25 protein-coding genes are annotated in these 25,041 nt (G+C 73.3%); 17 read left to right on the top strand and 8 right to left on the bottom strand.

Features of this window, described 5'->3' with window-relative positions:
- Window positions 1–49: 49 nt before the first annotated feature.
- Genes QP089_RS18980 through meaB form a run of 3 tightly spaced genes read left to right on the top strand, consistent with a single transcriptional unit; the run spans window position 50 to window position 3,555 of the window.
- A complete protein-coding gene (locus tag QP089_RS18980) occupies window positions 50–1,510 on the top strand; it encodes a class I adenylate-forming enzyme family protein (protein ID WP_285912992.1) in 1,461 nt (486 codons plus the stop codon).
- Window positions 1,503–2,657, top strand: coding sequence for a thiolase family protein (locus QP089_RS18975; protein WP_285912991.1), 1,155 nt, complete (start codon window positions 1,503–1,505; stop codon window positions 2,655–2,657). Before QP089_RS18980 ends, QP089_RS18975 begins: the two co-directional genes overlap by 8 nt.
- Before the next feature lie 19 nt (window positions 2,658–2,676).
- Entirely contained in the window at window positions 2,677–3,555 is an 879-nt protein-coding gene (gene meaB, locus QP089_RS18970) for a methylmalonyl Co-A mutase-associated GTPase MeaB (protein WP_285912990.1), read from the top strand.
- A 4-nt stretch (window positions 3,556–3,559) separates the two neighbouring features.
- Here the strand turns inward: meaB and QP089_RS18965 are convergent, their stop codons facing one another.
- Window positions 3,560–4,387 carry an acyl-CoA thioesterase gene (locus tag QP089_RS18965; protein ID WP_285912989.1) on the bottom strand — a complete coding sequence of 276 codons (828 nt, stop codon included), beginning with the start codon at window positions 4,385–4,387 and terminating at the stop codon, window positions 3,560–3,562.
- A gap of 42 nt (window positions 4,388–4,429) precedes the next feature.
- Window positions 4,430–5,113, bottom strand: a complete 684-nt coding sequence (locus tag QP089_RS18960; protein WP_285912988.1) for a TetR/AcrR family transcriptional regulator — start codon at window positions 5,111–5,113, stop codon at window positions 4,430–4,432.
- A 112-nt stretch (window positions 5,114–5,225) separates the two neighbouring features.
- On the opposite strand from QP089_RS18960, the gene QP089_RS18955 reads away from it, so the two are divergent.
- On the top strand, window positions 5,226–6,212 hold the full coding sequence (locus QP089_RS18955) for an NADPH:quinone oxidoreductase family protein (RefSeq protein ID WP_285912987.1): 987 nt from the start codon (window positions 5,226–5,228) through the stop codon (window positions 6,210–6,212).
- Window positions 6,213–6,224: 12 nt separating this feature from the next.
- Here QP089_RS18955 and QP089_RS18950 read toward each other — a convergent pair whose 3' ends face one another.
- On the bottom strand, window positions 6,225–6,764 hold the full coding sequence (locus tag QP089_RS18950; RefSeq protein ID WP_285912986.1) for a carboxymuconolactone decarboxylase family protein: 540 nt from the start codon (window positions 6,762–6,764) through the stop codon (window positions 6,225–6,227).
- Between the two features lie 300 nt (window positions 6,765–7,064).
- On the opposite strand from QP089_RS18950, the gene QP089_RS18945 reads away from it, so the two are divergent.
- The 9 genes from QP089_RS18945 to QP089_RS18905 all read left to right on the top strand — a co-directional run bounded on the left by QP089_RS18945 (window position 7,065) and on the right by QP089_RS18905 (window position 15,314).
- On the top strand, window positions 7,065–8,438 hold the full coding sequence (locus tag QP089_RS18945) for an ABC transporter substrate-binding protein (RefSeq protein WP_285912985.1): 1,374 nt from the start codon (window positions 7,065–7,067) through the stop codon (window positions 8,436–8,438).
- Window positions 8,438–10,549 carry an ABC transporter permease subunit gene (locus QP089_RS18940; protein ID WP_285912984.1) on the top strand — a complete coding sequence of 704 codons (2,112 nt, stop codon included), beginning with the start codon at window positions 8,438–8,440 and terminating at the stop codon, window positions 10,547–10,549. The genes QP089_RS18945 and QP089_RS18940 overlap by 1 nt, the downstream gene beginning before the upstream one ends.
- Window positions 10,530–11,240 (top strand): ABC transporter ATP-binding protein, encoded by a 711-nt coding sequence (locus QP089_RS18935; protein ID WP_285912983.1) that lies wholly within the window; start codon window positions 10,530–10,532, stop codon window positions 11,238–11,240. The genes QP089_RS18940 and QP089_RS18935 overlap by 20 nt, the downstream gene beginning before the upstream one ends.
- The gene (locus QP089_RS18930) at window positions 11,237–11,944 is read left to right on the top strand and encodes an ABC transporter ATP-binding protein (RefSeq protein ID WP_285912981.1); all 708 of its coding nucleotides are present in this window, start codon (window positions 11,237–11,239) and stop codon (window positions 11,942–11,944) included. Before QP089_RS18935 ends, QP089_RS18930 begins: the two co-directional genes overlap by 4 nt.
- Window positions 11,941–12,432: a hypothetical protein gene (locus tag QP089_RS18925; RefSeq protein ID WP_285912980.1), complete on the top strand. Its 492-nt coding sequence runs from the start codon at window positions 11,941–11,943 to the stop codon at window positions 12,430–12,432. Before QP089_RS18930 ends, QP089_RS18925 begins: the two co-directional genes overlap by 4 nt.
- A complete protein-coding gene (locus QP089_RS18920; RefSeq protein ID WP_285912979.1) occupies window positions 12,429–12,746 on the top strand; it encodes a hypothetical protein in 318 nt (105 codons plus the stop codon). The genes QP089_RS18925 and QP089_RS18920 overlap by 4 nt, the downstream gene beginning before the upstream one ends.
- Before the next feature lie 28 nt (window positions 12,747–12,774).
- Window positions 12,775–14,070 carry an amidohydrolase family protein gene (locus QP089_RS18915; protein ID WP_285912978.1) on the top strand — a complete coding sequence of 432 codons (1,296 nt, stop codon included), beginning with the start codon at window positions 12,775–12,777 and terminating at the stop codon, window positions 14,068–14,070.
- Window positions 14,071–14,214: 144 nt separating this feature from the next.
- Window positions 14,215–14,826 (top strand): TetR/AcrR family transcriptional regulator, encoded by a 612-nt coding sequence (locus tag QP089_RS18910; RefSeq protein ID WP_285912977.1) that lies wholly within the window; start codon window positions 14,215–14,217, stop codon window positions 14,824–14,826.
- A 29-nt stretch (window positions 14,827–14,855) separates the two neighbouring features.
- On the top strand, window positions 14,856–15,314 hold the full coding sequence (locus QP089_RS18905) for a hypothetical protein (RefSeq protein WP_285912976.1): 459 nt from the start codon (window positions 14,856–14,858) through the stop codon (window positions 15,312–15,314).
- Window positions 15,315–15,354: 40 nt separating this feature from the next.
- On the opposite strand, the gene QP089_RS18900 is transcribed toward QP089_RS18905, so the two are convergent.
- Window positions 15,355–16,383 carry an NAD(P)H-dependent amine dehydrogenase family protein gene (locus QP089_RS18900; protein WP_285912975.1) on the bottom strand — a complete coding sequence of 343 codons (1,029 nt, stop codon included), beginning with the start codon at window positions 16,381–16,383 and terminating at the stop codon, window positions 15,355–15,357.
- A gap of 26 nt (window positions 16,384–16,409) precedes the next feature.
- Between QP089_RS18900 and QP089_RS18895 the strand changes: the two genes are divergently transcribed.
- A complete protein-coding gene (locus QP089_RS18895; protein ID WP_285913255.1) occupies window positions 16,410–17,297 on the top strand; it encodes an NAD(P)-dependent oxidoreductase in 888 nt (295 codons plus the stop codon).
- 50 nt (window positions 17,298–17,347) lie between these two features.
- Here the strand turns inward: QP089_RS18895 and QP089_RS18890 are convergent, their stop codons facing one another.
- The 3 genes from QP089_RS18890 to QP089_RS18880 form a co-directional block, all read right to left on the bottom strand.
- Complete coding sequence (locus QP089_RS18890; RefSeq protein ID WP_285912974.1) at window positions 17,348–17,536, bottom strand: ferredoxin; 189 nt, start codon at window positions 17,534–17,536, stop codon at window positions 17,348–17,350.
- Complete coding sequence (locus QP089_RS18885; protein ID WP_285912973.1) at window positions 17,533–18,828, bottom strand: cytochrome P450; 1,296 nt, start codon at window positions 18,826–18,828, stop codon at window positions 17,533–17,535. Before QP089_RS18885 ends, QP089_RS18890 begins: the two co-directional genes overlap by 4 nt.
- A 101-nt stretch (window positions 18,829–18,929) precedes the next feature.
- On the bottom strand, window positions 18,930–19,700 hold the full coding sequence (locus QP089_RS18880) for an SDR family NAD(P)-dependent oxidoreductase (RefSeq protein WP_285912972.1): 771 nt from the start codon (window positions 19,698–19,700) through the stop codon (window positions 18,930–18,932).
- A 147-nt stretch (window positions 19,701–19,847) separates the two neighbouring features.
- On the opposite strand from QP089_RS18880, the gene QP089_RS18875 reads away from it, so the two are divergent.
- Window positions 19,848–21,332 carry an aldehyde dehydrogenase family protein gene (locus tag QP089_RS18875; RefSeq protein WP_285912971.1) on the top strand — a complete coding sequence of 495 codons (1,485 nt, stop codon included), beginning with the start codon at window positions 19,848–19,850 and terminating at the stop codon, window positions 21,330–21,332.
- A 70-nt stretch (window positions 21,333–21,402) separates the two neighbouring features.
- Here the strand turns inward: QP089_RS18875 and QP089_RS18870 are convergent, their stop codons facing one another.
- Window positions 21,403–22,761, bottom strand: coding sequence for a cytochrome P450 (locus tag QP089_RS18870; protein WP_285912970.1), 1,359 nt, complete (start codon window positions 22,759–22,761; stop codon window positions 21,403–21,405).
- Between the two features lie 166 nt (window positions 22,762–22,927).
- Between QP089_RS18870 and QP089_RS18865 the strand changes: the two genes are divergently transcribed.
- On the top strand, window positions 22,928–24,415 hold the full coding sequence (locus QP089_RS18865; protein WP_285912969.1) for an aldehyde dehydrogenase family protein: 1,488 nt from the start codon (window positions 22,928–22,930) through the stop codon (window positions 24,413–24,415).
- Window positions 24,416–24,485: 70 nt separating this feature from the next.
- Window positions 24,486–25,019: a DoxX family protein gene (locus tag QP089_RS18860; protein WP_285912968.1), complete on the top strand. Its 534-nt coding sequence runs from the start codon at window positions 24,486–24,488 to the stop codon at window positions 25,017–25,019.
- Window positions 25,020–25,041: the final 22 nt, after the last annotated feature.

The following is a 25,041-nucleotide window of genomic DNA, read 5'->3' as shown; positions in this document are numbered from 1 at the left end:
TTACCCTCTCTTGCGAGTAGGAATCTTAGTAAGCGAGAATAGCATTCTCATGAACATCATCATGATCCTCGAGATGGCTGCCTCGGCCGGCGACCGGGCGGCGGTGACGGCGGACGGCCGCTCGCTCGGCGCGTCCGCGCTGCTGCGCCTGGCCCGGGCGGCCGCCCACCGGTTCCGGCGGCATCCCGCCGTCCTCTACCTGGCGGCGAACCACCTCGCCTACCCCGTGGCGCTGTTCGGCGCCGCCGTGGCGGGCGTGCCCTTCGTCCCCCTCAACTACCGGCTCGGCGAGCAGCAGCTGGACGAGCTGCAATCCCGCCACCCCGGCGCGCTGGTCCTACGGCCCGGCGACCTCGACTCCTTCATGGCGGAGACCGAGGCGGCGGCGTCCGCGAACGAGCCCGGCCTGGAGGCGGTCCCCGACAACGACCGGGACGCGGTCGCGGTGCTGCTGTACACCAGCGGCACCACCGCCGCCCCGAAGTCGGCCGTGCTGCGGCACCGGCACCTGCTCGCCTACGTGCTCAACACCCTCGAATTCGGGTCCGCGGGGGAGGAGGACGCGGCGCTGGTCGCGGTCCCGCCCTATCACGTCGCCGGCCTGGCGAACCTGCTCTCGAACCTCTACACGGGCCGCCGCCTCGTGTACCTGTCCGCGTTCGACGCGCGGGAATGGCTGGAGACCGTCCGGCGCGAACGGATCACGCATGCACTGGTGGTGCCGACGATGCTGGCGCGGATCGTCGCGGAGGTACCCGGCGACGACGCCGCGACGCCGACGCTGCGCAACCTCGCCTACGGCGGCGCGCGCACCCCGCTGCCCGTCCTGGAACGGGCCCTGCGGATCTTCCCGGGCACCGGGTTCGTCAACGCCTACGGATTGACCGAGACCGCGTCGTCCGTCGCCGTCCTCGACCCCGACGACCACCGCACGGCCTTCGCCTCGGACGACCCGGAGATCCGGGCGCGCCTCGGATCGGTCGGCCGCGCGCTGCCCGGCGTCGAGTTCCAGATCCGCTCCGAGGAGGGCGAGCCCCTGGAGCCGGGACGGACCGGGCTGGTGTTCGTGCGCGGCGAGCAGATCTCGGGCGAGTACGGCGGGAACAGCGTGCTGGACCCGGAGGGCTGGTTCGCCACCCGGGACCGGGGCCGGTTCGACGCCGACGGCTACCTGTTCATCGAGGGGCGCGCCGACGACACCATCATCCGCGGCGGGGAGAACATCGCCCCGGCCGAGATCGAGGACGTCCTGGTCGCGCATCCCGGGATCGAGGAGGCCGCGGTGCTGGGCGTGCCCGACCCCGAGTGGGGGCAGCGCCTCGTCGCCGTCGTCGTCGGGGAGGGCGACCCGCAGGAGATCCGCCGGTGGGTCCGCGAGCGGCTGCGCTCCTCCAAGACGCCCGACGACATCGTGTTCCGCGCCGACCTGCCGAAGACCGACACCGGGAAGCTGCTGCGCCGCGTCCTGCTGTCCGAGATGGACACGACCTTGGAGAACACCCGTGCCTGAAGCCGTCATCACCTCCGCCCTGCGCACCCCCGTGGGCACCGCCTTCAAGGGGACCCTGCGCGACACCACCGCCTACGACCTGGCGCACCACGTGGTCGCCGCGGCCGCATCGGGGCTCGACCCCGAGCAGGTCGACGACGTGATCCTCGGAGAGGGGCTCTACGGCGGCGGCGTCGTGGCCCGGCACGCCGCGATCACCGCCGGGCTCACCTCCGTCGCCGGTCAGGCCTGCAACCGGCACTGCGCCGCCGGACAGGCCGCCGTCCAGGACGCCGCCGCGAGCGTCCGGGCCGGCATGGACGAGCTCGTCATCGCCGGCGGCGTGAACTCCGCCTCCACCTCGCCGAAGTCGCGGTTCCGGGCCGGCGCGGAGTGGGTCGACCCCTGGAACCCGCCCACCCACCCCGACCGTCCGGACGCCCCCAACCTGGACATGTCGATCACCGTCGGGTGGAACGCGGCCGTCAAGGCGGGCGTGTCCCGCGAGGAGATGGACGCCTGGGCGCTGCGCTCGCACCGCAACGCGATCCGTGCCATCGACGAGGGCCGCTTCAAGGAGGAGATCGTCCCCATCGAGACGCCGCACGGCACGTTCTCCGTCGACGAGCATCCGCGGCGCGACACGTCCCTGGAGAGGCTCGCCTCGCTCAAGCCGCTCCATCCGGAGATCGAGGGGTTCAGCATCACCGCCGGCAACGCCTGCGGCAGCAACGACGGCGCGGCCGCCCTCGTCGTCGCCAGCGACCGGCTCGCCGCCCGGCAGGGCCTGCCCGTGCTCGCCACGGTCCGCTCGTGGGCGTCGGTCGGGGTCGACCCCGCCGTGACCGGGCTCGCCCCGGTGAAGGCGATCCCCAAGGCGCTCGCCCGCGCCGGGCTCAAGCCCGACGACGTCGAGGTGTTCGAGATCAACGAGGCGTTCGCCGCGATGTGCGTCGCCACGGTCGGGATGCTCGGGCTCGATCCCGACCGGGTGAACGTCAACGGCAGCGGCTGCTCGCTCGGCCACCCGGTCGCCGCCACCGGCGCCCGCATGCTGGTCACGCTGGTGCACGAGCTGCGCCGCCGCGGCGGCGGCGTCGGCGTCGCCGCGATGTGCGCGGGCGGCGGCATGGGGTCGGCCACCGTCATCGAGGTCCCGGCGCCGTGACCGCGGGGGCCGGCGCCCGGTGAACGTCCCGGAGCTGATCGCCGCGGCGCGCGGCGGGTCCGTCCGCGCGGCCGGCCGGCTGCTCAGCCTGGCCGAGGGGCCGCGCCGCGGCGAGCTCCTGGACGTCCTCGGCCCGGGCGCCGCACGGGTCGTCGGGGTGACCGGCCCGCCCGGCGCGGGCAAGTCGACGACCGTCGCGGCGCTCGTCGGCGCCTACCGCGGGCAGGGGCGGCGGGTTGCGGTGCTGGCCGTCGACCCGTCCTCGCCCTACAGCGGCGGCGCCCTGCTCGGCGACCGGATCCGGATGTCCGCGCACGCCGCCGACCCCGGCGTGCTCATCCGCTCGCTGGCGGCGCGCGGGCACCTCGGCGGCCTCGCCGCCGCCGTGCCCGCGGCCGTCGCGGTCCTGGCCGCGCTCGGCTACGACCCGGTCATCGTGGAGACGGTCGGCGTCGGGCAGTCGGAGATCGAGGTCGCCGCGGTCGCCGACCCGGTGGTGGTCGTGCTCGCACCCGGCGCGGGCGACGCCGTCCAGGCCGCGAAGGCCGGGCTGCTGGAGGTCGCGGACGTCCTGGTCGTCAACAAGGCCGACCGCGACGGCGCCGAGCGGACCGTCCGCGACCTGCGCGCCGAGACCCGCGCCCCGGTCCTCACCCTCGTCGCGCCGAAGGGGGAGGGCCTGCCCCGGCTCGTCGAGGCGATCGCGGCGCACGCCCGCGCCGACGATCCCGACCGGCGCGCCGGGCGGGCACGCGCGCAGATCCTGTCCCTGGCGCAGAGCCGCCTGCGCGTCCACCCGGACCTCGCGGAGCTGGCCGCCGAGGTGGCGGCCGGCCGCACCGACGCCTACGCAGCCGCCGAGGAACTCCTCCGGCGGCCGCCCGGCCCGGACGGCTGAACGATCAGCGGCGGAAGCGCAGGAGGGCCTCCTGCGCGTACGAGGCGACCAGCGCGCCGTCCTCGGTGAGGACGTCGCCCCGGCCGAAGCAGCGGCCATGGGCCAGCAGCGGGCTGTGCTGGCGGAACAGGAGCCAGTCGCGGGTGCGGAACGGCCGGTGGAACCAGAGCGTGTGCGAGGTGACGGCGGAGATGAACGCCGTGCCGGCGTCGCGCTGGCCGATGCCCTGGACCGGGCGCAGCGCCGTCCCGATGAGGCTGAGGTCCGTCGCGTAGGCGGTGAGGGCGGGCGCGCCGTCCGGGCCGGCGTCGGGGATGCGCATCCACAGGTCGAGTTCGGGCGGCCCGGAGGCGGCGGCGTCCAGGTCGGCGGACGCGCGGGTCTCCCAGGGGAGCAGGTCGATCTCGACCCGGTGCTCCGGGCCGAGGACCGCCGGCGCCTTCGGGACCGTCTGGTGGTCGGGCCCGCCCTCGGCGGCGTGCAGGGACACCGAGGCGGTGGCGATGACGCCGGACGACTGCCGCGCGTCGATCGTCAGCGTCGCGAAGGTGCCGCCCTCGCGGTGGCGTTCCACCTCGTACCGGACCGGCTCGTCGGAGCGGCCCTCGCGGGGGAACAGGACGTGCAGGGACTTGACGGCCTTGCCGGGGCAGGCGAGCGCCCCGGCGCGGGCGAACTGGGCCAGCAGCTGCCCGCCGAACAGCCGGTGGTAGCTCAGCCGCTGGTTGCGGCCCTCGTACACCGCGGGCGCGCCCCCGGCGCCGGCGTCCCGGGCCGGGGGGAGCTCGCGCAGGTCGAGGCAGGCCAGAAGGTCGCTCCAGAGATCGGGCATGCCTTCAGCATAACGATGCTCTTCAATATGAGAAGAGCGTTCTCACTCTCCGGGGCGGCCGAGGCCCTTCGCGCAGAAGTCCCAGACCTCGTCGGCGCTGAGCGGATGCGCGTCCTCGTCGTCGGAGACGCCGCTGGACTGCGCGACGAACATGACGGTCTGCATCACCAGCGCGGCGGCGCGGCGCGGCCTGACGTCCTGGCGCAGCCGCCCGGCCTCCTCCACCTGCGTCAGCAGCTCGGTGAACAGCGCGAGCATCGGGGCGTGCGCGATCTTCACCTCGGCGGGATGGGAGATCAGCAGCTGCGGGGCGAAGTCGGTGAACAGCGGCCGCTGCGCGCCCGGGTCGGGGCGCGACAGCTCGAACAGCAGCTGCACCGCCACCCTGAGCCGGTCGAGCGGGTCGGGCTGCCCGGCCGCGGCGGCGCGGATCTGGTCCGACGACTTGCGCAGGGCGTCCTCGAAGAGCGCGAGCAGCAGCTCGTGCTTGCCGTCGAAGTGCTGGTAGAAGCTGCGCAGCGACTGGCGGGAGCGGTCGACGACCTCCTGCACGGTGAAGTCGGTGGTGTTCTTCTCCGTGATGATCGCCTGTGCCGCGTCGAGGAAGCGCTCCACCCGCTGTTCGGCGCGGAGCTTGGCGGCCTTGGTGGAGCGCTCGACCGCGCGCTGCTTCCAGGCCGGTTCCTCGGCCGGGGCGCTCGCGGACGGATCCGTCTTCTGTGCCATGACAAGAACCTTACTGCACGCTGGCGGGACGACGTTTGCAGTGTTACCCGTTCACTCGGGAAACGTGTCGAGATCAGTAGTATCCGATTTGGAGAATGATATTCTCTTCGCTGTGAGAGCGCTGCGCTGCACCGTGCACGGTTCCCTGGACGACCTGGCGGTGCGCGAGATCCCCGAGCCGGTCGCCGGCACCGGCCAGGTCGTCGTCGACGTGCGGGCCGCCGCCGTCAACTTCGCCGACATCCTCGTCGTCCAGGGCGCCTACCAGGTCGCCGCCCCGGTCCCGTTCACGCCGGGAAGCGAGTTCGCCGGGCGCGTCGTCGAGGTCGGGCCGGACGTCGAGGGGTTCGCGGCCGGGGACGCGGTGTCCGGCTCGGTGTTCGTCGGCGCCTTCGCCCAGCGGGTGGTGGCGCCCGCGAAAAGCCTGACCGCGCTGCCGCCGGACGCCGACCTGCGCGCCGCCGCCGCGTCCGGGGTCTCCTACGCTACGGCGCACCACGCGCTCACGCTCGTCGCGGAGCTGCGCGCGGGCGAGACGCTGGCCGTGCTCGGCGCGGCCGGCGGCGTCGGCCTCGCCGCCGTCCAGATCGGACGGCTGCTCGGCGCGCGCGTGATCGCCGTCGCGTCGTCCGAACCCAAGCGCGACCTCTGCCGCGCCGAAGGGGCGAACGTCGTCCTGCCGTACGACGACCTCAAGCGGAACCTGGCCGACGCGGGCGGCGCCGACGTGGTGCTCGATCCTGTCGGCGGCGCGCACGCCGAACCGGCCCTGCGCGCGCTGCGCTGGGGCGGGCGCTACGTGTCCGTCGGCTTCGCCGCGGGGGAGATTCCGCGCATCCCGCTCAACCTCGTCATGCTCAAGGGGATCAGCGTGCGCGGCTTCGAGTTCGGAGGCTGGGCGCGGCACGGCCGCGAGGCCCTCGAGCGCGGCCGCGCCGAGCTGGCCCGGCTGTTCGCGGCGGGCGAGCTGAGGCCCCACATCCACGCCGTCTACCCGCTGGAGGACGCGGCCGGCGCGCTCGCCGCGGTCGCCGGCCGCAGCTCGGCCGGCAAGGTCCTGATCGTCCCCGCGGACGCGGACGTGCCGGACGCGGGCTGAGCCGGACGCGGGCTAGGCGGGTTGGGCCGGCTCGTCCGGCTCGACGCCGAAGGTGTTGAAGGCCATCGCGAGCATCCCGTAGGTGCCGACCGTGAAGACCAGGTCGATGAGCTGCCGCTCGTCGAGGTGCTCGCCGAGTGCGGCCCAGGTTGCGTCGGAGAGGGTCGAGTCGCCGTCGAGCTCGGCGACGGCGCGCAGCACCGCGCTCTCCGGTTCGCCGGCGGCCTCGCCGCGCCCCGCCGCCTCGATCTCCTCCGCCGACAGGCCGGCGTCCGCCGCGATCTTGACGTGCTCCGTCCACTCGTAGGCGCACCCGCGCAGCCGCGCGATCCGCAGGACGGCCAGTTCGCGCAGTCGGGGCGGGAGGGTCGAGCGCATCATCACATAGCCGCTGAAGGGCAGGAACCGCCTGGTCAGGCGCGGATGGCGGACCAGCGTGGCCAGGGCGTTGCCCGCCCCGCGCGGGTTGATGAGGTGCTCGGGCAGCAGCACGGCCAGCGCGGCGCGCTCCTCCTCGGTCCACTGCTCGCCCGGCAGCGGTGGCAGGCGCATGGTCGCCCCTCTCGTGAGAATTAGATTCTCGGAATCTGGTTCGAAGATTCTCACGAGCCGAGCTGTGCCGTCAACGCGGGGCGCCGGCGGGCCGCCCGCGGGCCTGACCACGGCGCCTTCGGATCCGGCCGGCACCCGCCGCGCCGGCCGCCCGTGACCTGAGTGATCAAGGAGTTCTGCGAGTTCGGATCCTTGATTCTCGTCAGAGGAGAAGCTAGTTTCCTTGCAGCAAGAGGACGCCAGAGGGTCGGCGATCACCTTTCCGCCAGCCGCTCGGGGGAGCCACCGAGGAGGAGACCCGTGAAAACGCCGACGACCATTGCCGCACTCGCGGCGGTCGCCCTGCTGGCCGCCGGGTGCGGCCGCAGCGGCGGCGGCGACGAGGAGCCGACGCAGGGCGCGGCGCCGAAGCAGGCCGTCTCGGCCGACTTCGGCGACCTGAAGGACGTGTGCGGGCCGGGCAGCCCGGCGAAGGCGCCCGCGCAGGGCGTCACCAAGAACGCGATCGACGTGGGCGTCTTCAGCGACGTCGGGTTCACCAAGAACCCCGAGCTGCTGGACTCCGCGAAGGTGTTCACGTCCTGGTGCAACGAGCTGGGCGGCGTCAAGGGCCGCAAGCTCGTCGCCAACGTCCGGGACACCAAGATGATGGAGGTCAGGCAGCGGATGCTCGAGTCCTGCAAGCAGGACTTCGCGCTCGTCGGCGGTGGCGCCGCGCTCGACGGCATGGGCACCAAGGACCGGCTGTCCTGCCTGCTGCCCGACTTCCCGGCCCAGGTGAGCATGGTCCCGAACAACGGCTCGGACCTGCAGTTCGCCCAGACGGGCGGCGTCTCCTACAACCGCTACCAGGGCTACTGGGAGTGGCTGGTGAAGGACGCCTACCCCGGGTCCAAGGGCAAGCTCGGCATCATCTCGGGCGACTCGCCGGTCACCAAGGTCCTCGGCGGCCAGGCGCAGGAGTCGCTCCGGGCGATGGGCGGGAGCATCGCCTACAGCGACCTCTACCCGGCGCAGGGCGTCTCCGACTGGACCCCCTACGCCCAGTCCATCAAGAGCAAGGGCGTCAAGGGCCTCATCTTCTACGGGGACTTCACCAGCCTGGCCAAGCTCGAGCAGATCCTCACCGGCATCAACTACAAGCTCGACTGGATCGACGCGAACAACAACGCCTACCTTCCCCAGTTCATCAAGCTGGCGGGCCCGTCCCTGAAGGCGCAGAACAACTTCGCCGACCTCAGCGGGCTGCACCCCCTGGAGACCGCCTCGGACAACCCGGCGACGAAGAAGGTGCAGGAGCTGTACAAGCGGTACGCTTCCGGCGCGAACGTCACGAGCGTGTCGCTGCGCAGCTTCTCGGCGTGGCTGCTGTTCGCGAAGGCGGCCGGCACCTGCGGGGACGACCTGACGCGCAAGTGCGTCTACGAGGCCGCCCGCAAGGAGACCGCGTGGACCGCCGGCGGGTTGCAGGCCCCGGTCGACCTTTCCAAGAAGGACGTCCCGCTCGACTGCTTCAACGTCGAGAAGGCCACTCCCGACGGCTGGAAGCCGGCCGATTTCAAGCCCGACAACGGGCCCTACCGCTGCGGCGCGCCGAAATACAAGTACACCGGCAGCTATGGCAAGCCGCTGACCCTCGCCGATGTCGGTAAGAGCATGAACGACCTCAAGTAATGGACCAGTTCCTCGCCTTCGGAATCGTCGGGCTGAGCACCGCCGCGATCTACGCGGTCATCGGCAGCGGGCTGGTGCTCACCTACGTCACCACCGGCGTGTTCAACTTCGCGCACGGCGCGGCGGGCATGCTCGCGGCGTTCGCCTACTGGCAGCTGTCCGCCGGCTGGGGATGGCCCGTCCCGGTCGCGCTGGCCGTGGTGCTGCTGGTGCTGGCGCCCGCGTTCGGGCTGCTCGTCGAGCGCGTGCTGCTGCGCCCCGTCCAGCATCTGGGCGAGGCGGAGCGGATGGTGATGATGGTCGCGCTGCTGAGCGGCCTCATCGCCGCCGCCCGGTGGATCTGGGACCCGAACGTGGCCAGGCCGCTGCCGACGTTCTTCGCCGACCGGGCCCCGTTCCACTGGGGGGCGGTCACGGTCACCTGGCACCAGGCGATCACCATGGTCGTCGCGGTGGCGGTCGCGGTGGGCCTGTGGGCGCTGCTGAACCGGACCCGGACCGGCGCGGAGATGCGCGCCACCGTGGACGACCGGGCGCTGGCCGGGCTCACCGGCGCCGACCCGCTGCGCGCGAACCGGGTGGCCTGGGTGCTCGGCACGCAGCTCGCGGCGGTCGGCGGCATCCTCATCGCGCCGGCGGTCGCGCTGGACGCGCAGCAGCTCTCGCTGCTGATCGTCAGCGCCTACACCGCGGCGATCTTCGGGCGGCTGCGCAGCCTGCCGCTGACGTTCCTCGGCGCGGTCGCCGTCGGCTGCATGGAGAGCTACCTGACCGGCTACCTGCCGCAGAACGCCTACCTTCCCGGGCTGCGGCTGGCCGCGCCGGCGCTGCTGCTGTTCGCGGCGCTGCTGCTGTTCCCGCACCGCCGGCTGCGCGGCCGGGACCGGCGCCTCGCCCCGGTGCCGCTGCCGTCGGTGCGCGGTGCGCTGGTGTTCGCCGCGTCCGTCGTGGTGGTCGGCGTGGTGATGGCGACCGTCCTGCAGGGCAAGGACCTCATCACCCTCGGGCCGCTGCTGCCGCTCGGCATGGTCGCGCTGTCGTACGTCCCGCTGACCGGGTACGCGGGCCAGATCTCGCTGTGCCAGCTCAGCATGGCGGGCCTCGGCGCGGTCGTGTGGGCGCATCTCGGCGCGGACGGGCAGCCGTGGGCGCTGGTGGTCGCGGTCCTGGTCGCGGCGCTGGCGGGGGCGCTGGTCGCGCTGCCGGCGCTGCGCCTGTCGGGGGTGTACCTGGCGCTCGGCACGGCGGCCTTCACGGTCGTCCTCGACCGGTGGATCTTCACCCTGCCGTCCTTCGACGTGCTGGGGGTGCGGATCTCGCTGTTCGAGCAGGGGTCGCTGGAGGTGTCCGGCCCGTCGCTGTTCGGCCTCCGGGTGGACGGCGAGCGCGGGCTGATGGTGTTCTCCGCGGTCTGCCTCGCACTGGTCTCGCTCGGCGTGGCCGCGCTGCGCCGCGGCCGGTTCGGGCGGCGGCTGATCGCGCTGCGCGACAGCGAGGCCGCCTACGCCACCCTCGGCGGCAACCTGCTCGTCGCCCGGGTGGCGGTCTTCGCGCTGGCGGCCGGGATCGCCGGGCTCGGCGGCGCGCTCTACGGCATGCAGCTGCGCACGATCACCGCCGACCAGTTCAACCTCGTCGCCGGGCTGCCCATCTTCCTGATCGCGGTGATCGGCGGTCTCGGCTGCGTGGGGAACGGGCTGTTCGCGGGAACCGCGTTCGTCGGGCCGAACGTCCTGCTCGGCCTGGCGTCCTGGACGCAGAACCTCGTCGCGATCCTGCCCGCCCTGGCCGGCATGGGCCTCGGCCACAGCCCCGACGGCATCGTGCCGCGGCTGCGGCGCGAGTGGGAGCCGGCCGCCCGGGACCGGGTCGTCCTGCCCGCGCTGCTGTGCACCCTCGCGCTGGCATGGCTGCTGCGCGTCCTGGACGTGGTCAACGGCTGGGTGCTGCTCGCCGGCGTGGTGGTCGCGGCGTCGGCGCTGCGGGCCTACGCGGCGGCGCGGCGGAACGCGCCGGCCGAGCCGGAGGTCCCGGTCGAGTGGTGGGGCGTGCGGCGCCCCTGGCGCACCGAGGACGGGGAGGTGCTGGCCCGTGGCATCGCTCGAGGTTGAGGGCGTGACGGTCGCCTACGGCGGGAACCTCGCCCTCGACGGCGTCGGCATCGCCGCCGAACCTGGCCGCGTCACCGGCCTGATCGGGCCGAACGGCGCGGGCAAGAGCACCCTGTTCGACGTCGTGTCCGGGCTGCGCCGCCCCTCGGCGGGCCGCGTCCTGCTCGACGGCCGGGACGTCACCCGGATGGGCCCCGCGCGGCGCGCCCGGCGCGGGCTGGCGCGCACGTTCCAGCGGCTGGAGCTGTTCGGGCGGCTGAGCGTCCGCGACAACCTGCTCGTCGCCGCGGAGCTCGGCCCCGAGCGGCGGCGCGCCGCCCGGATCGCCGACGACATCATCGCCCGGCTCGGGCTCTCCGCCGTCGCGGACGGCCTGGCCGACGCGCTGCCCACCGGCGCCGCCCGCCTGGTCGAGGTGGGCCGCGCGCTGGCCGTGCGGCCGACCCTGCTGCTCCTCGACGAGCCCGCCGCCGGGCAGGACGCCGCCGAGACCGAGCGGTTCGCGGTGCTGCTGCGCTCGCTGGCCGGCGACGGCACCGCCGTCGTCCTGGTGGAGCACGACATGGGCCTGGTCATGGGCGTGTGCGATGAGGTGCACGTGCTCGACCTCGGCAAGGTCATCGCCGCCGGGCCCCCCGAGGTGATCCGCACCGACGCGACCGTCCTCGCCGCCTACCTGGGGGAGTCGTGAGCGCCCTGTTCGAGCTGCGCGACGTGCGCGCCGCCCACGAGCGGATCACCGTCCTGCACGGCGTGAGCCTCGCCGTGGCCGCGGGCGAGGTGGTGGCGCTGCTCGGCCCGAACGGGGCCGGCAAGACCACGACCCTGCACGTCGCCGCGGGCGTGCACCCGGCCGAGTCGGGGCGGCTGCTGCTCGGCGGCCGCGACCTGACCGGCGCCCGCCCGCGCGACCTGGCCCGCGCCGGGGTCTGCCTGATCCCCGAGGGCCGCGGCGTGTTCCCCAACCTGTCGGTGCGCGACAACCTGCTGATGATGACCTTCACCGGCCGCACCCGCGCCGAGATCGAGGAGGTCGCCTTCGCCCGCTTCCCCGTCCTGGCCCGGCGCGCCGGGCAGACGGCCGGGACGCTGTCGGGCGGCGAGCAGCAGATGCTCGCGCTCGCCCGGGGCCTTGCCACCGACCCCGCCGTGCTGCTGCTCGACGAGCTGTCCATGGGGCTGGCGCCGCTGGTCGTCGGCCGGCTGTACGAGCAGGTCGCCGAGATCGCCCGGCAGGGGGTGGCCGTGCTGGTCGTCGAGCAGTTCGCCGCCGCCGTCCTCGGCATCGCCGACCGCGCGGCCGTGCTGGTGCGCGGCCGGATCGAACGGCAGGGCCACCCGGACGACGGGCTGCGCGCCGAACTGTCCGCCCTCTACCTGGGGAGTCCCACATGAGCCCGACCGAGACGACCTCCGCCGAGCCGAGCCGCGGCGTGCACCCGCCCGGGGAGAACCCGCCGGACGGCGCGCCCGTCGAGGAGACGAACGTCGAAAAGACGCGTGGCGAGGAGACGCGTGGCGAGGAGACGCGCGGCGAGGAGACGCGCGCGGACCGCTTCGTCCGCGAGCTGGCGGAGCTGAAGATCCCCGACCCGGCCGCCGGACGGCCCTCGCTGTGGCTGCGCGTCGGCGCGGTGCTGATGGCGGCCGGCGCGGCGCTCGCCGTGGCGGCCTACGCGCTCTCGCACGGCACCCGCGACCCGCTCGTCCAGCGGGACGCCATCACGCTCGGCCTCGGCGGCGTCACCGCCGCCGTCGCCGGGTCCGCCCTGTTCCTGCGCTACTCGCTGACCGGGTTCCTGCGCTTCTGGATGGCCCGGCAGTCCTACGACCTCGCCCGGCTCGCCGACCGGCTGCCCGACAAGGAGGACGTCCGCCCATGACCGCACCGGCACCGCGCATCGGCGACCAGCTCGCCAGCACCACCTGCAGTACCCGGGTGATCATCGTGCGCGCCCCCGCCGGGGGCGTGCCGGAGATCGCCTGCGGCGGGAGCCCGATGGTGCCCGCCTCCACCCTGGCGGACGCGCCGCCCCCGCCGTCCGGCGGGGAGCCCGCGACGCTCATCGGCAAGCGCTACGTCGACGCCGCCGGAACGCTCGAGCTGCTCTGCACCGCCTCCGGTTCGGGGGAGCTCAGCTGCGGCGGCGTCCCGATGACCCTCAAGACGGCCAAGCCGTTGCCCGCCTCCGACTGAGCGGCCCGCCCCAGCCGAAAGGAACGCCATGAAACGCGAGGACATGATCCTCATCAGCGTCGACGACCACATCATCGAACCGCCCGACATGTTCGTGAACCACCTGCCGAAGAAGTACCGGGACGACGCGCCGCAGCTCGTCCACCGCGACGACGGCAGCGACGTCTGGAAGTTCCGCGAGACCGTCATCCCCAACGCGGCGCTGAACGCGGTGGCGGGGCGGCCGAAGGAGGAGTACGGCCTGGAGCCGCAGGGCCTGGACGAGATCCGGCCCGGCTGCTACGACGTGAACGAGCGGGTCAAGGACATGAACGCCGGCGGGATCCTGGCGTCGATGAACTTCCCGTCCTTCCCCGGGTTCGCGGCGCGGCTGTTCGCCACCGAGGACTCCGACTTCTCGCTCGCGCTGGTGCGGGCCTACAACGACTGGCACATCGACGAGTGGTGCGCCGCGCATCCGGGCCGGTTCATCCCGATGGCGCTGCCGGTGATCTGGGACCCGCAGCTGTGCGCCGACGAGGTCCGCCGCGTCGCCGCCAAGGGCTGCCACTCGCTGACCTTCAGCGAGAACCCGGCCGCGATGGGCTACCCCAGCTTCCACAGCGACCACTGGGACCCGCTGTGGCAGGCGCTGGTCGACACCGGCACGATCCTGAACGTGCACATCGGCTCGTCGGGACGGCTGTCGATCCCGGCGGTCGACTCCCCGCCGGACGTGATGATCACGCTGCAGCCGATGAACATCGTCCAGGCCGCGGCCGACCTGCTGTGGTCGCGCGTGATCAAGGAGTACCCCGGCATCAAGATCGCGCTGTCGGAGGGCGGCACCGGCTGGATCCCCTACTTCATGGAGCGGGTCGACCGGACCTTCGAGATGCACGCCACCTGGACGCTGCAGGACTTCGGCGGCAAGCTGCCCAGCGAGGTGTTCCGCGAGCACTTCCTGACCTGCTTCATCAGCGACCCGCTCGGCGTGCGGCTGCGGCACGACATCGGCATCGACAACATCTGCTGGGAGGCCGACTACCCCCACAGCGACTCCATGTGGCCCGGCGCCCCCGAGGAGCTGCACGCGGTGCTGGAGCGCTGCGAAGTGCCCGACGACGAGGTCAACAAGATGACGCACGAGAACGCGATGCGCTGGTACAACTTCGACCCGTTCGCGCACGTCCCGCGCGAGCAGGCCACCGTCGGCGCGCTGCGCAGGGCCGCGGAGGGGCACGACGTGTCCATCCAGTCCCGCAGCAGCCGGCTGATCGCCCCCGAGGAGAAGCTGGAGGCCTACCGGTCCCGCGCCCGTGCGGCGGTGGCGGCGGCCGAGTGAGCGACCCGGCACGGACCGAGCGGGAGGGGGCGCGCCTGCCGCGCCCCTGAGCCCGCCGCCGGCCACAGGTTACCGGTGAGTGACCCTTGTCACACGCGGCTAACCAACCTAATGTACTTTCAGTAGGTTGGTGAGGGAGGCCCGGTGACCGATCAGCGGCCGTACGCCGCGCTCCTGGCGAAGGGCGAGGACCGCCGGCAGCGCATCCTGACGGCGGCGCAGCGGCTGCTGCGCACCTACGGGTGGCGCGGCATCACGCTGAGCCAGATCGCCCGGGAGGCCGGGGTCAGCCCGGCCGGCCTGCTGCACCACTTCCAGTCCAAGGAGCAGCTGCTCCACTCCGCACTCGACGTCCGGGACGCCTACGACGACGCCCGGGCGGACCGGACCTCCGACGACATCGTCGCGCAACTGTCCCAGGTCCCCCGCAGGTTCCAGGAGACCCCCGACCTGATCGGCATGTTCGCCGTCCTCCAGATGGAGAACCTGGACCCCGACGCGCCCCTGCACGACCGCTTCCTCAGCCGGTACCGGGCGGCGCTGGACACCATCGCCGGCACCATCCGCCGGGGCCAGCGCTCGGGCCGGTACCGCACCGACCTGGATCCGGCCGTCAAGGCCGTGGAGATCGCCGCCTTTCTCAATGGGATAGAGGCATCATGGCTGCTCGACCCTTCGATCCCGCTGACCGAGGTCTTCCAGGAGTACACCGCATCGCTCTCCCGGCAGCTCGCCCCGCCGCCGGACGGTGCCTGAGGAACCGGCTCCTGGTCGTCACCCCGAGCATGGCCGAGGCCGTCCGCTGCGCGGGGGGCTGGCTGTTCGACCGCGTGACGGCCGGCTGGGACGCCACCGTCCTCACCGCGGACCGCGCCGATCCCCGGCCGCTGCGGATCCTCGGCGCCCGCCCCGCCGACCTGGACTGCGCGCTCGCCTCGCCCGTCCGCGGCCCGCGCCCGCGGGCCATCGCGGTCTGCGCCGGCCTGTACAGGTCGGATCCCCGCGTCCGGCGGATGGTGCTGAGGGCGCTCGACGAGGACGCGGTCGAGGTCACGCTCTGGGACGGCATGCGCCCGCTGGACGCGGGGGCGGTGGAGCGCACGGGGGAGGGGGCGTGGTTGCCGCACCGGCTCAGCGCGGCCGCGCGCGCCTTCAAGGCCCAGGCCCTGGCGGCCGCCGCCGTTCCCGCCGACGCGGGCGGCACCACCGAGTTCTTCCGCAGGGGCGAACCGGCCGGGGTGTGACGGCGGGCCCGCGCGGTGCCGGTCGGCCACCCGGTGCAGGTCAGCCGAGCGTGGCAAGGATGTGGGGCAACTCGGTCGTCGACCGGATCCCCGGTGCCGCCGCGCACACGGCCGCGACCGCGTTCACCGCGCGGTTGGCGGTGTAGGCCGGCGACACGTCCGCCATCCGTTCGATGGGCACGGGGAACCGCATGTCGATGTCGAGCGGCGCGTCCCCCTCCACCGCGATGTGCCAGCCGGTGGCGCGGACGTCCCACTCGGGGTCGAGGTCGGCCGTGCAGTACCAGACGGCGCGGAAGGACAGCACCTCCCGGCCGCCGCGCATGCCGGACACCGTGATCCGCTGGGCGGCCACCGTCCCCGCCTCCAGCTCGCCCGCGGCGATGCGGACCGGGCGGCGCGCCGTGGCGACCTCCCCGGAGGCCTCCACCGAGTCGAGCGGCATCGACAGGGCCTCGGCGACCAGGCGCAGCGACGGGCCGAAGCTGACCCGCCCGTGCGAGAGCCGCCGCTCGTCGAACGCCGCGGGGGCCTTGCCGAAGCCCATCACGTCGAAGAGCAGGCCGGGGGAGTCGCGCTTCGACAGGTCCGCGAACTCGCCGATGGCCAGGCGGTCGAGCCGCCGCTGGATCGACGCCAGCGTCAGCGGGACGGCCTCGCTGATGAAACCGGGGCTGCTGCCGGTGCTGTGCACGGAGGTCCCGCCGCGCTCGCAGGCCGCCTCCACCCGCGCGCGGACCTCGGGGCGGACGCCGGCCGGGTGGTGGAACTCGCCGCGGGTCGTGACGACGTTCGCGCCGGACTCCAGCAAGCGGCACACCTCGCCGACGTCGAGGGCGCGCGGCATGTAGAGGACGCAGTCGGCGCCCAAGCCGAGGATCTCGTCGACGTCGCGCGTCGCGGCGATCCCGGTGGCGCCCAGGCCGCACAGGTCGCCGGCGTCGATCCCGGCCTTGTCCGGCGAGTGGACGTACACGCCCGCCAGGGTCATGTCGGGGTGCTCGATGACGCCGCGGAGGGCGCGGGCGCCGATGTTGCCGGTGGCCCACTGGACGACGCGATGATTCATTGAGCACTCCATTCTCTGTAGTGAGAATGCTAATCTCCCTTATTGAGACGGTCAATCTAGAGCGGCGACCGGGACGGCCGGGCAGCGAGGAGGCAGCGATGCGCATCGGGTTCGTCGGCGCCGGGCGTATGGGGCGGCCCATGGTGGAACGGCTCGCCGGGGCGGGGCACGACGTCCTCGTGCTGGGACGGTCGCCTGCGGCACGTGCGTCGCTCGAAGAGTTGGGGGTGCGGGCCGTCGCCCGCGCCGCCGACGCCGCCGAGGGCGCGGACGCGGTGCTGGTGTGCGTGTTCAGCGACGAGCAGGTCCGGGACGTCTGCCTCGGCGGCGACCTGCTCTCCGGGATGCCGAGCGGGTCAGTCGTCGTCCTCCACACCACCGGAAGCCCGGACACGGCGAAGGCCGTCGCCGACCGGGCCGCCGCGCACGGCGTCGGCGTGATCGACTGCCCGGTCAGCGGCGGGCCCCACGACATCGCGGCCGGCCGGCTCACCCTCTTCGCCGGCGGCGCCACCGCCGACGTCGCCACGGTGCGGCCCGCGCTGGAGGCCTACGGCGACCCGCTGGTCCACGTCGGGGAACTGGGCGCCGGGCAGCGCGTCAAGCTGGTCAACAACGCCCTGTTCGCCGCGCAGATCGGGCTGCTCGCCCATGCCGTCCGCCTCGCGGAGCAGCTGGGAGTGGACGAGGCCGCCCTGCTCGCCGCGCTGCCGCACGCGAGCAGCGCCAGCCGCGCCCTGGCCGGGGTGGCGGGGCGCGGGTCGGTCGCGGCGTTCGCGCAGGCGGTCAGCGGGTTCCTCGGCAAGGACGTCGACGTCGTCCGGACGATCGCGGCCGCGCAGGGCGCCGACCTGGGCGTTCTGGACGGCGCCATCGACGCGCTGGACGAGGTGCTGAAGCCCGGCGGGCACTGAGGTCCCGCGACTGAGGCCGGGCCGGGCCTGGATCCGGCCCGGCCCGCGCGTCAGCCTTCGGCGATCGCCCGCTCGGGGCACTGGGCGATGGCGGCGCGCACCGCCGTCTCGAACCCGGCGGGGACCTCCGGCGTCAGCACCTCGGAGTAGCCGTCGTCGTTGAGGTCGAACACCTCCGGGCAGACGGTGCAGCAGATCCCGTGGCCGCGGCAGCGGTCCTCGTCGACCGTGACCTTCATCGGGCCGTGCCCTCCGCGTCGCCGGCGACGGTGAACTCCAGGCTCAGGTGTGCCAGACCGCGCAGGATGTGCGTCGGGAGGTAGCTGTAGCGGCGGTTCCCGGCGGGGCCGTGCCAGCGCTCGGAGATGCGGATGCCGGTCGTCCGGTCGAGGAGCCGCTCGATGCCCACCCGGGCCTCGGCCCGCGCGAGCGGCGCGCCGGGGCAGGTGTGGGGGCCGCGCCCGAACGCGATGTGCCGGCGGGCGTTCTTGCGGGACGGGTCGAACGTCCCCGGGTCGTCGAAGTGCCGCGGGTCGCGGTTGGCGGCCGCGTTGACCAGCATCACCGTCGTGCCGGCGGGGATGTCGACGCCCCCCACCGTGGTGGGGACGCGGGACAGCCGGAAGTCGCCCTTGATGGGGCTCTCGACGCGGAGGGTCTCCTCCACGAAGTTGGAGATGCGGTCCCGGTCGGAGCGCATCAGGTCCTGCAGTTCCGGGTCCTCGGCGATCAGCTTCAGCGCCGAGCCCAGCAGGCGGACGGTGGTCTCCTGGCCCGCGGCGAAGACGTTGGAGGCGACGCGGACGACGTCCTCGACCTCGGGCATCGACCCGTCCGGGAACGTCGCGGTGGCCAGCCCGGTGAGGACGTCGTCGCGGGGCTCGCGGCGGCGGTCCTCGATGTAGGGGACGAACCGGTCGTACAGGAACTCCAGCGGGCTGTGCGCGAGGGTCTCCTCGCCGGTGCCGCCGATGCCTCCGCCGGAGGCCTGCCGCAGCGTCCGGGCGAACTCGTCGCGGTCCTGCTCGGGCATGCCGAGCAGGTCGGCGATGACCAGCAGCGTGAACGGGGCCGCGAAGTCGTCGATCGCGTCGCCCTCGCCGCCGTCGAGGAAGTCGTCGAGCACCCGGTCGGCGAGCCGCCACATGGACGCCTCGTTCTCCTTGAGCCGCTTCGGGGTGATCAGCCGCATGAGCAGTGCGCGGTGCGCGGTGTGCAGCGGCGGGTCGAGGGTCGGGAGCTGGTCGCTCAGCGGGAGCTCGTCGCGGTGCCGCTCGATCAGCTCGCTGACGTCGTCGCCCTCGAGCGGGACGGGGAACCCGGGGAACGGGCCGGTCACCGAGACGCACGAGGAGAACGTGTCGGTGTCGTTGTAGACCTGGAGCGCCTCGTCGTAGCCGGTCACCATCATCACGTCGTGGTGGGGCTCGCGGTGCACCGGGCACCGGCTCCGCAGCGCCTCGTAGTACGGGTAGGGGTCCGCGACGAGCGCGTCGTCGCGGAAGAAGTCAAGGGCCTCGAAATCCTTCACCGGTACCGGTGTCCCTTCGTCCTGGCGCTTCCGATAGAGCGATTCTCAATGAAGAGAAGGATATTATCAACGGAGTCCGGGCGCGGCCGGGCCCGGCGTGCTCAGGTGTTGCGGCCGCCGTTGACGCCGATCACCTGGCCGGTGATGTAACCCGCCTCCTCCGAGACGAGGAACGCGCAGGCCGCGGCGATGTCCTCGGGGCGGCCGGGGCGCCGCACCGGGGTGCGGTCCGCGTGGTCGCCGACGGTGCCGCCGAGCAGCCCCTTCTCCTCGGAGGCGCGCAGCATCGGGGTGTCGACGAACCCGGGCGGGATGGTGTTCACCGTGATCCCGTCCGGGCCGAGCTCCAGCGCGAGCGCCTTGGTGAAGCCGACGAGGCCCGCCTTCGAGGCCACGTAGTGCGTCATGAACTGCTGTCCCGACTGCGCGCTGGAGGAGGAGATGTTCACGATCCGGCCCCAGCCGGCCTCGACCATGTCCGGCACCACGGCCTGGGCGCAGTAGAAGGGGCCGCTGAGGTTCACCGCGATGATCCGGTCCCAGACCTCGTCGGTGATGTGCAGGAACTTCTTGAAGCCCGTCAGCCCGGCGTTGTTGACCAGCACGGTGACCGGGCCGAACGTGTCGCGGACGCGCCGCGCCGCCTCCTGCACCGCGGCGCGGTCGGACACGTCGACGCCCCCGACGGCGGCCGCCTCGTGCCCCTTCTCGCACGCCTCCCCGGCCACCCGCTCGGCCGCGCCGGCGTCCAGGTCCAGGACCGCGGTGGCGAACCCGTCCTCGGCCAGCCGGTGGACGATCGCCCGGCCGATGCCCGAGCCGCCGCCGGTGACGATCGCCGTCCGCCGCGCGCTCGCGTTCTGCTCGCTCATGCCTGCGTCACTCCTGCCCTTCCGCTCGCCTGCCGCGGGCGGCGGCCGGAGCCTGCCGCGCGCGGGGAGCATCATCAGCTTCTCATGGCACGGTACATAAGATATCGTTTTTTGAGAATGATATTTCCGGCTGGTGGGAGGACGCGGATGCCGATCGGGGACGACGCCGGGGCCCGGCTGCTCATCGACGGGCGGCTCGTGACGTCCGGGCGGACCTTCACCTCGTCCGACCCCGCGACGGGCGAGGCGATCGGCGAGGCCCCGGACGCCACGGTCGCGGACGCCGGGCGCGCCGTCGCGGCGGCCCGCCGGGCCTTCGAGGAGACGGGCTGGGCGACCGACCGGGCGCTGCGCGTCCGCTGCCTCGAGCAGTTCCACCAGGCGCTCGCCGAGCACCAGGAGGAGCTGCGCGAGCTGCTCATCGCCGAGGCGGGGGCGCCCCGCATGCTCACCCACGGCGCCCAGCTCGACGAGCCCCTCGACCTCGTCCGCTACTACGCGGCCCTGCTGCGCGAGTACTCCTTCACCGAGGACCTCGGCGAGGCCGAGTACCTGGGGCGGCAGCACCGCCGCTGGGTCGAGAAGGAGGCGGCCGGGGTCGTCGCCGCCATCACCCCGTACAACTTCCCCGTCCAGCTCGCGCTGGTGAAGCTCGCGCCCGCGCTGGCGGCGGGCTGCACGGTGGTGCTGAAGGGCGCGCCGGACACGCCGCTGGTGACGCTGGCGCTCGGCCGGCTGCTCGCCGAGCACACCGACGTCCCGGCCGGCGTGGTGAACGTCCTCACCTCCTCCGCGGTCGAGGTCGGCGCGGCGCTGACCACGCACCCCGAGGTGGACGTGGTCAGCTTCACCGGCTCGTCGGCGACCGGCCGCCGGATCCTCGCCGCCGCCGGCGACACGATCAAGCGGGTGCGCCTGGAGCTGGGCGGCAAGTCCGCGCTGATCATGCTGGACGACGCCGACGTCCGGACGGTGGCGATGAACGCGGCGTTCGGGATCTGCCTGCACGCCGGCCAGGCCTGCGCGCTGAACTCCCGGCTGCTGGTGCCGCGCCCGCTGCACGACGAGGTCGTCGAGCGGGTCGCGCGCTACCTCGGCAAGGTGGCCTGCGGCGACCCCCGCGACCCCAAGACCTACATGGGGCCGTTGATCAGCGAGCGGCAGCGGGAGAAGGTCGACGGGATGGTGCGTCGTGCGGTCGATGCGGGGGCCAAGCTGGTGACCGGTGGGGAGAAGGTCGACCCGGGGTTCTGCTACACTCCGACGCTGCTGAGCGGCGTCGACCCTGACAGCGAGATCGCGCAGGAGGAGGTCTTCGGGCCCGTCCTGGTGGTGATCCCCTATGACGGCGATGACGACGCGGTCCGCATCGCCAACAACTCCGCCTACGGCCTGTCCGGCGCCGTGCACGGCACCGACGACGAACGGTGCCTCGCCATCGCGCGACGCATCCGCACCGGGACCTACAGCGTCAACGGCGGCAACTACTTCTTCCCCGACACCCCGTTCGGCGGCTTCAAGCAGTCCGGCATCGGCCGCGAGAAGGGCGTGCCCGGCCTGGAGGAGTTCCTGGAGACCAAGACCTTCGGAATGGTGGCGCCCGCCGCCGGGCCCGCCGCCTCCCGGGCCTAGCGGAGAGGGCGCCGCCGCGAACGGAGGGGCCCGGCCAGATCAGGCCGGGCCCCTCCGTTCGTCGTCGCGGTCAGCGGGTGATCTTCGCGGCGGCCTTGCGCCGCGTGACGGGTTCGGCGAGCCGCTGCTCGTCGCACGCCTTCTGCAGGATGTCGAGGGTCTCGTCGAGGCCGGGGCCGAGCGGCGGGTGCGGGTCGAACGTCGCCGGCAGGTGGCGCATGCCCTGGATGACGCCGATGGTCTCGTAGTGGACGGCGCCCTCCGGGTCGCAGTGGTAGCCGGGCATGCGGTCCAGCACCTGGACGAGCATGCGCTTGAAGACGGTGCGCGCGACGTTGGAGCCGATGCAGCGGTGGATGCCGAGGCCGAAGGAGTGGTGCCGGTTGCCCGACCGCTCGAGGTCGATCCGGTCCGGGTCGCTGAACACCGACGGGTCGCGGTTGGCCATCGCCCAGGACAGCCAGACGCGCTCGCCCTCCCTGAACCGGGTACCGGCGATCTCGCAGTCCTCGGAGAAGGTCCGCGCGTCCCCGGGGGCGGGGGTGAAGTAGCGCAGGAACTCCTCGGTGGCCGGGTCCAGGAGCGCGTCGCGCTCGCGCGACAGCCGCGCCCGCTCGTCCGGGTGCTCCGACAGCCACTCCAGCGCGTGCGCGGTCAGCGCCGTCGTGGTGTCGAAGCCGCCGCCGATGATCAGCCCGAGCACCCCGAGCAGCTCCAGGTCGTCCGGGCGCGCGCCGTTGATCTCGGCGCGCACCAGCGCGTCGATCATGCCGGGACGCGGGTTCTCGCGGATCGCGGCCACCTGGCCGGCCAGGTCCCGGTACAGGGCCAGCTGCTGCTCGCGGACCCGCGGCAGCTCCGGCGAGTTGTGCGGCGTGTACACCGAGGCGTGCGTCGGCTCGCTGTAGACCGCCCACTTCTTCACCGGCACGCCGAGCATCGCCAGCGTGAGCACGGCGGGCACGACGTTGGCCAGGTCGTCGACGAAGTCGATCCTCCCGCTCTCGGCCTTCTCGTCCAGGCAGGCGCGCACGACCTCGTCGACGAACGGGATCCAGCGCTGCACGGCGGCGGGGGACAGGTACGGGTTCAGCGCCTGGCGGTAGTGGCGCTGCTCGGGCGGGTCCATCTCCAGGAAGCCGCCCCGGACCGGGGGCGGCGGATCGAGGGTCGGGATGGTGATGCCCTTGTAGCCGCGGCGCTCGCCCTTCACGTCGTGGTCGTTCGACAGCTTGTCGGCGGACCGGGCGAGCTCGAACACCTCGGCGGCGCCGGCGGCGACCCAGTGCCCGTCGTAGGTGTCCGACCAGGCGATCGGGCACTTCTGGTGCATCTCATGGGTGATCGACGTGAACTGCCGGCGGTACTCGGGGGTGTGCCGGTCGAACTGGTAGCGGTTCTTCTTGCGAGCCTCGTCGTCCACGCTCACGACGTCGTCCTCTCTGAGGCGGCGGGCGATCCACGGGGGTAGAACTTTCTTATCAATTACGAGAACAATACTCTCCTCGGTGGCCGCCCCGGAAGCCCGGCAGGCGACGCCTTGAAGTTCCTGTTCTCCTACAGGAGAATCAGATTTCCACAGCGAGGAGGCGGGGATGGGATCTCAGCGACACGGCGGACCGGAGGCCGGGCGGCCGGGCGGCGGGGCGCGCCGCCTGCTGATCGGCGGGCGCCTGGTGGACGGGGAGCGGACCTACCCGTCGATCGCCCCGGCCACCGGCGGGGTCCTCGGCCACGCCCCGGACGCCGCGCCCGCCCAGGCCGAGGCCGCCGTCGCCGCGGCCCGCCGCGCGTTCGACAGCACCGCCTGGCCGACCGACACCGCCCTGCGCGTCCGGTGCCTGGAGCAGCTCCACGAGGCGCTGACCGAGCACAAGGAGGAGCTGCGCGAACTGACGATCGCCGACACCGGCGCGCCGCGCGTGGTCACCTACGGCGCCGGGCTGGACGAGCCGCTGGGGATCGTCCTCTACTACGCAGACCTGCTGCGCGGGTACTCCTTCACCGAGGAGCTCGGCGAGATCGAGGCCCGCGGGCGGCGGCACCGCCGCTGGGTCGAGAAGGAGGCGGCGGGCGTCGTCGCCGCGATCACCGCGTACAACTACCCCAACCAGCTCGCGCTGGCCAAGCTCGCGCCCGCGCTGGCAGCCGGCTGCACGGTCGTGCTGAAGGGCGCGCCGGACACCCCGCTGGTCACGCTCGCGCTGGCGGAGCTGATCGCCGAGCACACCGACATCCCGGCCGGCGTGGTGAACGTCCTGACCTCCTCGGAGGCGGCGGTCGGCGAGGTCATGACCACGCACCCCGACGTGGACGTGGTCACCTTCACCGGCTCCACCGCCACCGGCCGCAAGATCATGGCGGCGGCGGCCGGCACCGTGAAGCGGGTCTTCCTCGAACTCGGCGGCAAGTCCGCGATGGTCGTTCTGGACGACGCCGACCCCGACCTGACCGCGATGGCCGCGGCGTTCACCATCTGCTCGCACGCCGGACAAGGATGCGCGATCACCTCGCGCCTGCTGGTGCCGCGCGCCCAGCACGACACGATCGTCGAGCGCGTCGCCGCGCAGCTCGCCGGCGTCCCCTACGGCGACCCGGCCGACCCGCAGACCTACATGGGGCCGCTGATCAGCGAGCGGCAGCGGGAGAAGGTCGACGGGATGGTGCGCCGTGCGGTCGATGCGGGGGCCAAGCTGGTGACCGGTGGCGAGAAGGTCGATCCCGGCTTCTTCTACACCCCGACGCTGCTGAGCGGCGTCGACCCTGACAGCGAGATCGCGCAGGAGGAGGTCTTCGGGCCCGTCCTGGTGGTGATCCCCTACGACGGCGATGACGACGCCGTCCGCATCGCCAACAACTCCGCCTACGGCCTGTCCGGCGCTGTGCACAGCGCCAGCGAGGAGCGGGCGATCGCGGTCGCCAGGCGCATCCGCACCGGCACGCTCAGCATCAACGGCGGCAACTACTTCGCCCCGGACGTCCCGTTCGGCGGCTACAAGCAGTCGGGCATCGGCCGCGAGATGGGCGTCGCCGGCCTGGAGGAGTTCCTGGAGAGCAAGGCCTTCGCGAGCGTGGTCTCCTGACCGGGAAGTGTGACGTGTCCAACAGCCGGCCGCGCATCGCCGTGCCGGCGCCGAGCGAAGGGAACCCCGCATGGCAACCGGCACCGCCGTCGACATCGCCTCACTCGTCCTCCGCGTCTCCATCGGCGGCACGCTGATCGCGCACGGCTGGAACCACGCGTTCGGCGGCGGCAGGATCGCGGGCACGGCGGGCTGGTTCGACTCCATGGGCCTGCGCCCGGGACGGCTGCACGCCCTGATGGCGACCGGCACCGAACTCGGCGCCGGCGTCCTGCTGCTGCTCGGGCTGCTCACCCCGCTCGCCGCCGCCGGGGCGGTCGGCACGATGGCGGTCGCCCTCGTCACCGCCCACCTGCGCAACGGCTTCTTCATCTTCCGGCCCGGCCAGGGCTACGAGTACGTCGTCATGATCATCATGGTGGCGTGCGGGCTCGGCGCCCTGGGCGGCGGGACGGTGTCGCTCGACCGCGCGCTCGGGATCGCCGACGACCTGTCCGGCTGGACGGGCCTCGCCGTCGCCGCGCTCGCGGGCGGCCTCGGCGCCGCGCTCCTGCTGGCCGCCTTCTGGCGTCCCGCCCGCACGCCGGAGGAGCAGCGCGGCTAGGGCGTTCCCGACCATGCGAACA

Origin of the sequence: Actinomadura opuntiae, assembly GCF_030283205.1 — a bacterium.
Taxonomy (GTDB): Bacteria; Actinomycetota; Actinomycetes; order Streptosporangiales; family Streptosporangiaceae; genus Spirillospora.
The sequence above is the reverse complement of the archived record's forward strand: the minus strand, read 5'-3'. Positions and strand labels throughout refer to the sequence as shown.

Coding starts and splice junctions, on each gene's coding strand:
- QP089_RS18925 (WP_285912980.1), top strand. CDS start 11,941: ATGAGCCCGACCGAGACGACCTCCGCCGAGCCGAGCCGCGGCGTGCAC.
- QP089_RS18860 (WP_285912968.1), top strand. CDS start 24,486: ATGGCAACCGGCACCGCCGTCGACATCGCCTCACTCGTCCTCCGCGTC.
- QP089_RS18915 (WP_285912978.1), top strand. CDS start 12,775: ATGAAACGCGAGGACATGATCCTCATCAGCGTCGACGACCACATCATC.
- QP089_RS18865 (WP_285912969.1), top strand. CDS start 22,928: ATGGGATCTCAGCGACACGGCGGACCGGAGGCCGGGCGGCCGGGCGGC.
- QP089_RS18875 (WP_285912971.1), top strand. CDS start 19,848: ATGCCGATCGGGGACGACGCCGGGGCCCGGCTGCTCATCGACGGGCGG.
- QP089_RS18890 (WP_285912974.1), bottom strand. CDS start 17,536: ATGAAGGTCACGGTCGACGAGGACCGCTGCCGCGGCCACGGGATCTGC.
- QP089_RS18965 (WP_285912989.1), bottom strand. CDS start 4,387: ATGCCCGATCTCTGGAGCGACCTTCTGGCCTGCCTCGACCTGCGCGAG.
- QP089_RS18880 (WP_285912972.1), bottom strand. CDS start 19,700: ATGAGCGAGCAGAACGCGAGCGCGCGGCGGACGGCGATCGTCACCGGC.
- QP089_RS18960 (WP_285912988.1), bottom strand. CDS start 5,113: ATGGCACAGAAGACGGATCCGTCCGCGAGCGCCCCGGCCGAGGAACCG.
- QP089_RS18950 (WP_285912986.1), bottom strand. CDS start 6,764: ATGCGCCTGCCACCGCTGCCGGGCGAGCAGTGGACCGAGGAGGAGCGC.
- QP089_RS18895 (WP_285913255.1), top strand. CDS start 16,410: ATGCTAATCTCCCTTATTGAGACGGTCAATCTAGAGCGGCGACCGGGA.
- QP089_RS18940 (WP_285912984.1), top strand. CDS start 8,438: ATGGACCAGTTCCTCGCCTTCGGAATCGTCGGGCTGAGCACCGCCGCG.
- QP089_RS18900 (WP_285912975.1), bottom strand. CDS start 16,383: ATGAATCATCGCGTCGTCCAGTGGGCCACCGGCAACATCGGCGCCCGC.
- QP089_RS18920 (WP_285912979.1), top strand. CDS start 12,429: ATGACCGCACCGGCACCGCGCATCGGCGACCAGCTCGCCAGCACCACC.
- QP089_RS18905 (WP_285912976.1), top strand. CDS start 14,856: ATGGCCGAGGCCGTCCGCTGCGCGGGGGGCTGGCTGTTCGACCGCGTG.
- QP089_RS18980 (WP_285912992.1), top strand. CDS start 50: ATGAACATCATCATGATCCTCGAGATGGCTGCCTCGGCCGGCGACCGG.